Below are 7,421 nucleotides of genomic sequence, written 5' to 3'. Positions count from 1 at the left end.
GCAGGGTGCTCCACTTCCCGTCGGCGATGTCGTACATCTCCACGACGTTGAGCACCATCGTCGGTTCCTCGCCGCCGGCCACCACGATGCGGCCGTCGATGTAGGTCGCGCCGTAGCTGCCGCGCGGGGTCGGCATGCCCACCAGCTTGGTCCAGGTGCCCGATTGCGGGTCGAACCGCTCATTGGCCGCGGAGTTCTTGTCGGCGGCGAGGAACCGACGATGGTGCTCAACGTCGTGGAGATGTACGACATCGCCGACGGGAAGTGGAGCACCCTGCCCCCGATGCCCACCGCGCGCCATGCCGAGGTGGTTGCGACGGTCGGGAACACCGTCTACTGCATCGGCGGTGCGAACCGGCCGACCCACGAGGGCCCGATCGCGACGGTCGAGGCGCTCGACTTCATGTAGCGACGACGGCCATGAGCGCTCGACGGTGAATGGGTTCGTCGACTGGTTGTACGGCGCCAAGCGGTGGATGTATCGCGGTGGCAGGCCAGGCTTTTCGGCCAGAGTGATGAATCGGCTGTCCGCGCTGCAGTATTCGGCCGGTGTCCTGTCCCCAGCGCGGGCGATGACCCTCGAGGTGCTTGGTCGGCGGTCCGGCCGGGTGATCTGTGTCCCCGTGGTCGTCGTCGACTACGACGGCGCGCGCTACCTGGTTTCGATGCTCGGCAACGAGGTGAACTGGGTGCGCAATGTTCGCGCCGCCGACGGGCGGGCCGTCCTGCGGCGTGGGCACCCCGAACCGGTGCGCCTGCTCGAGGTCGCCACCGCGGACCGCGCGCCCGTCTTGCGCCGCTATGTCTCGGTTGCCCCGGGCGCGCGCCCCCACATCCCGCTGGGCCGCGACGCCCCCTTGTCGGAGTTCGACGCGATCGCCGGACGCTACCCGGTGTTCCGGATCACCCCCGACGATCCGTCTCGTCCGAAAGGGCACGGGCACGCCGGTAGGTGCTGAGGAACAGCACCGCCAGCACCAACTGGACGACCAGGACCGGCGCCATATAGGCGAAGCGCACGAGGCCACTGCTCACCGCGTACCCGCCCGCGGCCGCGAGGCCCACCAGCACCGGGCACACGGTGAGCAGCAGTACCCCGCGCCGCTCGACGGGTGCGCGGCCGGCCCACACCAGCAGCGCCGTCCAGCCGGCCATCAAGGCCGCGCACAGCGCGGCGGCGTAGCGGTAATCGGGGGTTGGGGCGAACCCGTGCAGACCCAGCATCGCGGCGGCCACGCGCGGCGCCAGCAGCGGCACCACCATCGCGGCGTCCACCGCGGCGCCTGCCCAGTAGGCGAGGCGCAACATGCCAGTGCCATCCGCCATCGACCTCACCTGCCAGGAGCCCTCGAATTCTGCGGTCTCAGGATTTCGACGCCCGCCGCGACCGGATAGGGGCCAAGGTCACCTGGTCGGGCCGTCGATCCCGCGCCCGTTGTTTTACCTGCGCCAGATAGGGGGATCCCACATCGAGCCGGCGCCCAGCGCCGGGTGGAAACCGATCTGATGGGAGCCCGGAATGAACAGCAGCGCTATCTGGATCGTGGTCGCGGCCACGGCGGTCCTGTTGATTCTTGTGGCCCTCGTCGCGGTCAGCAGTATGCGGCGCCGCCGCCGCCAGCGGCAGGCTGAACAGATCCGCGAACAAGCCAAGGTGGCCCAGGCCCAGGTCGAGCGGCGGGAGGCGCTTGCGCAGGAGACGGCCGCCAAGGCTCGCGCCGCGCAGGCCGAGGCGGAGGTCAAGGCGGCCGAAGCCGCCCGGCTGCAGGAGCGGGCGGCCCAGCACCAAGGCGAGGTCGCGGCGTCGCGCGAGCAGCTGCAGGAGCAGTTCAAACGCGCCGATGAACTGCACCCGGAGGCCGCCGCGAAGCCGGCGGGTGAGCACGACGATCCCAACGCGGTGCCGTCCCCGGAGTCGCACGAGCCGACGACCGAGGCGGTGCGGCACGAGACCTACCGTGGCTGATTGAGCTAGAGCCAGGTGTCCTGGGTGGTGGCGGTGAGGAACGCCTCCAGGTCGTCGCGCCACTGCGCGGGCGTGGTCTTATCCGGTTCTATCCCGGTGTATTCGCCGCGATAGAACAGCAGCGGCCGGGGCTTGATCTTGGGTGCCTCCGACAGCGATTGCACCGCGCCGAACACCACGAAGTGATCGCCGCCGTCGTGCACGGACGCCACCGTGCAGTCGATGTAGGCGAGCGACCCGTCGATGATCGGCGAGCCGAGTTCGGAAGGGTGCCAGTCGATCCCGGCGAACTTGTCGGGTTCCTTCGATCCGAACCTGGCCGACACGTCCTTCTGCTTCTCCCTCAGCACGTTGACGCAGAACCGGCCCGTTGCCTCGATGGCCTGCCAGGACCGCGACACCTTGGTGGGGCAGAACAGCACCAGCGGCGGGTCCAGCGACAGCGCCGCGAACGACTGGCAGGCGAAGCCGACCGGAACGTCGTCGTGCACCGTGGTGATGATTGTGATGCCGGTGCAGAACTGGCCCAGCACCTGCCGGAAGGCCCGCGGATCGATCGGCGCAGACATGACTATCCGCGGGCGCCGACCGTGAAGTCGTGGCCCCACAAACTCACGGCGGTGCTTTCCCGCGCGACCCAGTCGTCGTCCTCGACTTGCCTTCCCTCGCACCCGAATTCGACGTCGAATCCGCCGGGCGTCTTCATGTAGAACGACAGCATCAGGTCGTTGACGTGCCGGCCCAGCGTGGCCGACATGGGCACCTTGCGGCGCAACGCCCGGTCCAGGCACAGCCCCACGTCGTCGGCTTCCTCGACCTCCATCATCAGGTGCACGATCCCGCTCGGGGTCGGCAGCGGCAGGAAGGCCAGGCTGTGGTGGCGCGGGTTGCAGCCGAAGAACCGCAGCCACGCGGGCGCCCCGTCCGCGGGCCGGCCCACCACCTGCGGCGGCATCCGCATCGAGTCGCGCAGCTTGAAGCCGAGCACGTCCCGGTAGAAGTGCAACGCCTCGTCGTCGTCGCGGGTGGACAACACCACGTGGCCCAGACCCTGCTCGCCGGTGACGAACCTGTGCCCGTAGGGGCTGACCACGCGGCGGTGCTCCAGCGCGACGCCGTGGAACACCTCCAGGCAGTTGCCCGACGGGTCGGAGAACCGGATCATCTCGGCGACCCGGCGATCCGCCAGCTCGGCCGCGGTGGCCTCCTTGTACGGCACGCCCTCGACGTCGAGCCGGTTCCGGATCTCTTGCAGGCCTTCGGCATTGGCACACTCCCAGCCCGCCTCCAGCAGGTGGTCGCGCTCGCCGGGCACGATCACCAGCCGGGCCGGGAAGTCGTCCATGCGCAGGTACAGCGCACCTTCGGTGTTGCCCTTGCCCTCGACCATGCCGAGCACCTTCAGGCCGAATTCACGCCAGGCCGCCATGTCGGTGGCCTCGATGCGGAGATAACCCAGCGAACGGATGCTCATCACGCGCCTCCAAGGAAATCAACGGTCAACTTGTTGAACTCGTCGAACTTCTCCACCTGCGCCCAATGCCCACACTGCCCGAAAACGTGGAGCTGCGCACGCGGAATGGTCTTCAGCGCGACCAGCGCGCCGTCGAGCGGGTTGACCCGGTCCTCCCGACCCCAGATCAACAGCACGGGCTGGCGCAGCCGGTGCACCTCGCGCCACATCATGCCGAGCTCGAAATCGGCCCCCGCGAACGACATTCCCATCGCCCGGGTCGCGGTCAGCGATTCCGGCGTGCTGGCCAGCGCGAACCGCTCGTCGATCAGCTCCGGCGTGATCAGCTTCTGGTCGTAGACCATGACCCGCAGGAACGCCTCGAGGTTTTCCCTCGTCGGTTCGGCCGAGAACTTCCCCAGCCGCTTGACGCCCTCGGTCGGATCGGGGGCGAACAGGTTGATGCTCAAACCGCCGGGCCCCATCAGCACCAGCCGGCCGGCCCGGTCCGGGTAGTCGAGGGCGAAGCGGACCGCGGTGCCCCCGCCCAGCGAATTGCCCACCAGCGGAACGCGTCCCAGGTCGAGCTGGTCGAAGAGGCCCTTGAGCGCGCGCGCCGCGTAGTGGTTGAACTGGCCGTGCTCGGCGCGCTTGTCGGAAAGCCCGTAGCCGGGTTGATCGACGGCCAGCACATGGAACCGCTGTGCCAGCACTCCGATGTTGCGCGAGAAGTTGGTCCAGCTCGCCGCGCCGGGGCCGCCGCCGTGCAGCAGCACCACCGTCTGGTCGTTGCCGACCCCGGCCTCGTGGTAGTGCAGCTTCAGCGGTCCGTCGACATCGACTTCGGCGAAGCGCGAGGTCGACTCGAACGTCAACTCCCCCGTTGTTGCCGTCATTCAGCGCCGCTCCTCTCCCCCGCAAGCGGGAGGTGCCCCCACATCGCTCCCTGGCTCTGCATCGTCGCCGGCGCGCATCGGCTAGACCATGGTGTCGCCGGGCGGCAACCCGAACTCGTTGTTCCCGAAGATCTGGTATGCCCGCTCGGGGTCGTTGGCCGCGTGCACCCGGCCGGCGTGCGCATCGCGCCAGAACCGTTGCACCGGTTGGTCGTTGCCGAGCGCGGTGGCGCCGGAGGCCTCGAACAGCCGGTCGATCGACGCGATCGCACGCCCGGTCGCCCGCACCTGGTCGCGGCGGGCGCGGGCGCGCAGCTCGAACGGTATCTCCTTGCCGGCCGACAGCAGCGCGTACTCGTCGGCGACGTTGCCGCTCAGCTGGCGCCACGCCGCGTCGATGTCGCTGGCCGCCTCGGCGATGCGCACCTTGGCGAACGGGTCGTCCTTGGCCTTCTCGCCGGCGAACGCCGCGCGCACCCGCTTGCCCTGGTGCTCCACGTGCGCGTCGTAGGCGCCGTAGGCCATGCCGACGATCGGGGCGGAGATGGTGGTGGGATGCATTGTGCCCCAAGGCATCTTGTAGACGGGCGCGGTGTTGGTCTGGTACCCGCCGGCGGTGCCGTCGTTCATCGCCTTGTAGGACAGGAACCGGTGGCGGGGCACGAAGACGTCCTTGACGACCACGGTGTTGCTGCCGGTGCCGCGCAAACCGACCACATGCCACACGTCGTCGATGCGGTACTCGGAGCGCGGGATCAGGAAGCTGCCGAAGTCGACCGGGCGCCCGTCCTTGATCACCGGACCGCCGAGGAAGGCCCACGTGGCGTGGTCGCAGCCGGACGACCAGTTCCAGGAACCGTTGACCAGATATCCGCCGTCGGTGACCACGCCCGCGCCCATCGGCGCGTACGAGGACGAGACCCGCACGTTCGGGTCCTCGCCCCAGACTTCCTCCTGCGCCTGCTGGTCGAACAACGCCAGATGCCAGTTGTGCACGCCGATGATGGAGCTCACCCAGCCGGTGGAACCACACGCGCTGGCCAGCCGCCGCACCGCCTCGTAGAACAGGGTCGGATCGCATTGCAGTCCGCCCCACTGTTCGGGCTGCAGCAGGGTGAAGAAGCCGATGTCCTGGAGATCCTGAACGGTCTCGTCGGGCAGCCGCCGCAAATCCTCCGTCGCCTGAGCGCGCTCCCTGATCCGCGGCAGCAGATCGTCGATGTCAGCCAAAACCGACTGCGCGTCACGCTGTTGAATGGACGTCACTTAAGTTTGCCTCCTGAGAGTGCGGACTTACACCAGAGACTAGAACACGTTCCGATTTGTGTCGAGCAGGGTATTCCTGCGGCTGGTAGCGATATGAATCGGGTTTTCTGTAACATGTTCTAGTTGTGACGAGAGGGAGGATGGGCCTTGGCCGAGGCCAATCTCGACGAGCCACTCGGTGACCACGTCCTTGAGCTGCAGATCGCGGAGGTCGTCGCCGAGACCGACGACGCGCGGTCGCTGGTGTTCGCGGTCCCCGACGAGCCGGGCGACCCCGACATCCCGCCCGAGCGGCTGCGCTACGCGCCGGGCCAGTTCTTGACGCTGCGCGTTCCCAGCGAACGCACCGGCTCGGTGGCCCGCTGCTACTCGCTGTGCAGTTCGCCGTTCACCGACGACGCGCTGACGGTCACGGTCAAGCGGACCGCGGACGGATACGCGTCGAACTGGCTGTGCGAGCACGCGCGGGCGGGCATGCGGATCCACGTGCTCGCCCCGTCGGGCACCTTCGTGCCGAAAACCCTCGACGACGATTTCCTGCTGATGGCCGCCGGCAGCGGGATCACCCCGATCATGTCGATCTGCAAGTCGGCCCTCGCCGAGGGCGGCGGCCAGGTGACCCTGCTGTACGCCAACCGCGACGAGAAGTCGGTGATCTTCGCCGACGCGCTGCGCGAATTGTCCGCCAAGTACCCGGACCGGCTGACGGTGGTGCACTGGCTGGAATCGCTGCAGGGAATGCCGAGCGTCGCCGCGCTGGCCAAGCTCGCCGCCCCCTACACCGATCGACCGGTGTACATCTGCGGGCCCGGCCCCTTCATGGACGCCGCCCGGCAGGCGCTGGATTCGCTGAAAGTGCCCGCGGCGCAGGTGCACATCGAGGTGTTCAAGTCGCTGGACTCCGATCCGTTCGCGGCGGTGAAGATCGACGACACCGCACCGGGCGACCAGCCGCCGGCCACCGCCGTGGTGCAGCTGGACGGTGAGACCCACACCGTGTCGTGGCCGCGCAACGCCAAACTGCTCGACGTCCTGCTGGCGAAGGGTCTCGACGCGCCGTTCTCCTGCCGCGAGGGCCACTGCGGCGCGTGCGCGTGCACCTTGCGCAGCGGCAAGGTGAGCATGGAGGTCAACGACGTGCTCGAACAGCAGGACCTCGACGACGGCCTCATTTTGGCCTGTCAATCTCACCCCGAATCTGATTCGGTAGAAGTCACCTACGACGAGTAGTCGCGGGATTAGGTTCACCGTTAGGGTTGGCGAACCGAAAGGGGAGCAGCATGAAGCGGCTGATGACGGGGTTTGCGGTGGTCGGATCGGCGTTGGCGTTGCTGCCCTGTCCCGCCGCCGGCGCGGCCAGCAACACCGCCACCACGTTGTTCCCGCTGGACGGGCCGAACCAGCTGGAGACGCGCGCGGTCCTCAATTGCTTCAAGTCCGACGGCCACTGCGACTTCACCGCCGGAGCGGACATGCTGACGCCCGACGGGGTGACCGGCTTCCCGTCCGGCCTGTGGGCCCGCCAGACCACCGAGATCCGTTCGTCGAACCGGCTGGCCTATCTGGACGCGCACGCCAACGGCGAGCACGAGCGGGTGATGAAGTCGATGGGTTCCGACGAGATCACCACGGTGTACTTCGGCGAGGGCCCGCCGGACAAGTACCAGACGACCGGCCGCATCGACTCCACGGATTGGCAGACGGGCCAGCCCAAGACCGACAACAACGTCATCATGTGCACCCACATCCAGGTGGTCTATCCCGGGGTCAACATCACCTCGCCCAGCACGTGCGCCCAGACCACGTTCTCCTGAACCGTCCCGCCGCCCAGATTGCGCCC

The 7,421-nt window shown here is 68.2% G+C and carries 10 protein-coding genes and 1 pseudogene; 5 read left to right on the top strand and 6 right to left on the bottom strand.

The features are described from left to right. A pseudogene (locus tag A5713_RS27785) lies at positions 1 to 217 on the bottom strand (kelch repeat-containing protein); the annotation flags it as partial. 3 nt (positions 218 to 220) lie between these two features. Between A5713_RS27785 and A5713_RS19625 the strand changes: the two are divergent. Together A5713_RS19625 and A5713_RS19620 are read left to right on the top strand one after the other, a co-directional pair. Continuing rightward, complete coding sequence (locus A5713_RS19625; RefSeq protein WP_369804503.1) at positions 221 to 409, top strand: hypothetical protein; 189 nt, start codon at positions 221 to 223, stop codon at positions 407 to 409. 25 nt (positions 410 to 434) lie between these two features. Continuing rightward, the gene (locus tag A5713_RS19620; RefSeq protein WP_231980532.1) at positions 435 to 959 is read left to right on the top strand and encodes a nitroreductase family deazaflavin-dependent oxidoreductase; all 525 of its coding nucleotides are present in this window, start codon (positions 435 to 437) and stop codon (positions 957 to 959) included. Here the strand turns inward: A5713_RS19620 and A5713_RS19615 are convergent. Then, positions 904 to 1,326 carry a hypothetical protein gene (locus tag A5713_RS19615; protein WP_142393481.1) on the bottom strand — a complete coding sequence of 141 codons (423 nt, stop codon included), beginning with the start codon at positions 1,324 to 1,326 and terminating at the stop codon, positions 904 to 906. The genes A5713_RS19620 and A5713_RS19615 overlap by 56 nt on opposite strands. A 193-nt stretch (positions 1,327 to 1,519) precedes the next feature. On the opposite strand from A5713_RS19615, the gene A5713_RS19610 reads away from it, so the two are divergent. Further along, complete coding sequence (locus A5713_RS19610) at positions 1,520 to 1,966, top strand: hypothetical protein (protein ID WP_231980530.1); 447 nt, start codon at positions 1,520 to 1,522, stop codon at positions 1,964 to 1,966. Between the two features lie 5 nt (positions 1,967 to 1,971). Here the strand turns inward: A5713_RS19610 and hsaB are convergent, their stop codons facing one another. The 4 genes from hsaB to hsaA all read right to left on the bottom strand — a co-directional run bounded on the left by hsaB (position 1,972) and on the right by hsaA (position 5,581). Continuing rightward, entirely contained in the window at positions 1,972 to 2,535 is a 564-nt protein-coding gene (hsaB, locus tag A5713_RS19605) for a 3-hydroxy-9,10-secoandrosta-1,3,5(10)-triene-9,17-dione monooxygenase reductase subunit (protein ID WP_068098056.1), read from the bottom strand. A 2-nt stretch (positions 2,536 to 2,537) separates the two neighbouring features. Further along, positions 2,538 to 3,440: an iron-dependent extradiol dioxygenase HsaC gene (gene hsaC, locus A5713_RS19600; protein WP_067925557.1), complete on the bottom strand. Its 903-nt coding sequence runs from the start codon at positions 3,438 to 3,440 to the stop codon at positions 2,538 to 2,540. After that, positions 3,440 to 4,315 (bottom strand): 4,5:9,10-diseco-3-hydroxy-5,9,17-trioxoandrosta-1(10),2-diene-4-oate hydrolase, encoded by an 876-nt coding sequence (gene hsaD, locus A5713_RS19595; RefSeq protein WP_068098055.1) that lies wholly within the window; start codon positions 4,313 to 4,315, stop codon positions 3,440 to 3,442. Before hsaD ends, hsaC begins: the two co-directional genes overlap by 1 nt. A gap of 81 nt (positions 4,316 to 4,396) precedes the next feature. Further along, positions 4,397 to 5,581, bottom strand: coding sequence for a 3-hydroxy-9,10-secoandrosta-1,3,5(10)-triene-9,17-dione monooxygenase oxygenase subunit (hsaA, locus tag A5713_RS19590; RefSeq protein ID WP_068098054.1), 1,185 nt, complete (start codon positions 5,579 to 5,581; stop codon positions 4,397 to 4,399). A 147-nt stretch (positions 5,582 to 5,728) separates the two neighbouring features. On the opposite strand from hsaA, the gene A5713_RS19585 reads away from it, so the two are divergent. Continuing rightward, complete coding sequence (locus A5713_RS19585; protein ID WP_067925547.1) at positions 5,729 to 6,811, top strand: ferredoxin--NADP reductase; 1,083 nt, start codon at positions 5,729 to 5,731, stop codon at positions 6,809 to 6,811. A gap of 50 nt (positions 6,812 to 6,861) precedes the next feature. Next, entirely contained in the window at positions 6,862 to 7,395 is a 534-nt protein-coding gene (locus A5713_RS19580) for a hypothetical protein (protein ID WP_067925544.1), read from the top strand. Positions 7,396 to 7,421 lie beyond the last annotated feature (26 nt).

The sequence above is a fragment of the Mycobacterium sp. E2497 genome, from assembly GCF_001668695.1.
GTDB lineage: Bacteria > Actinomycetota > Actinomycetes > Mycobacteriales > Mycobacteriaceae > Mycobacterium.
The sequence above is the reverse complement of the archived record's forward strand: the minus strand, read 5'-3'. Positions and strand labels throughout refer to the sequence as shown.

Bases quoted from the DNA above. Each gene is read 5' to 3' on its own strand.
- hsaB (WP_068098056.1), bottom strand. From the start codon at position 2,535: ATGTCTGCGCCGATCGATCCGCGGGCCTTCCGGCAGGTGCTGGGCCAG.
- A5713_RS19580 (WP_067925544.1), top strand. From the start codon at position 6,862: ATGAAGCGGCTGATGACGGGGTTTGCGGTGGTCGGATCGGCGTTGGCG.
- A5713_RS19610 (WP_231980530.1), top strand. From the start codon at position 1,520: ATGAACAGCAGCGCTATCTGGATCGTGGTCGCGGCCACGGCGGTCCTG.
- hsaC (WP_067925557.1), bottom strand. From the start codon at position 3,440: ATGAGCATCCGTTCGCTGGGTTATCTCCGCATCGAGGCCACCGACATG.
- hsaD (WP_068098055.1), bottom strand. From the start codon at position 4,315: ATGACGGCAACAACGGGGGAGTTGACGTTCGAGTCGACCTCGCGCTTC.
- A5713_RS19615 (WP_142393481.1), bottom strand. From the start codon at position 1,326: ATGGCGGATGGCACTGGCATGTTGCGCCTCGCCTACTGGGCAGGCGCC.
- A5713_RS19625 (WP_369804503.1), top strand. From the start codon at position 221: ATGGTGCTCAACGTCGTGGAGATGTACGACATCGCCGACGGGAAGTGG.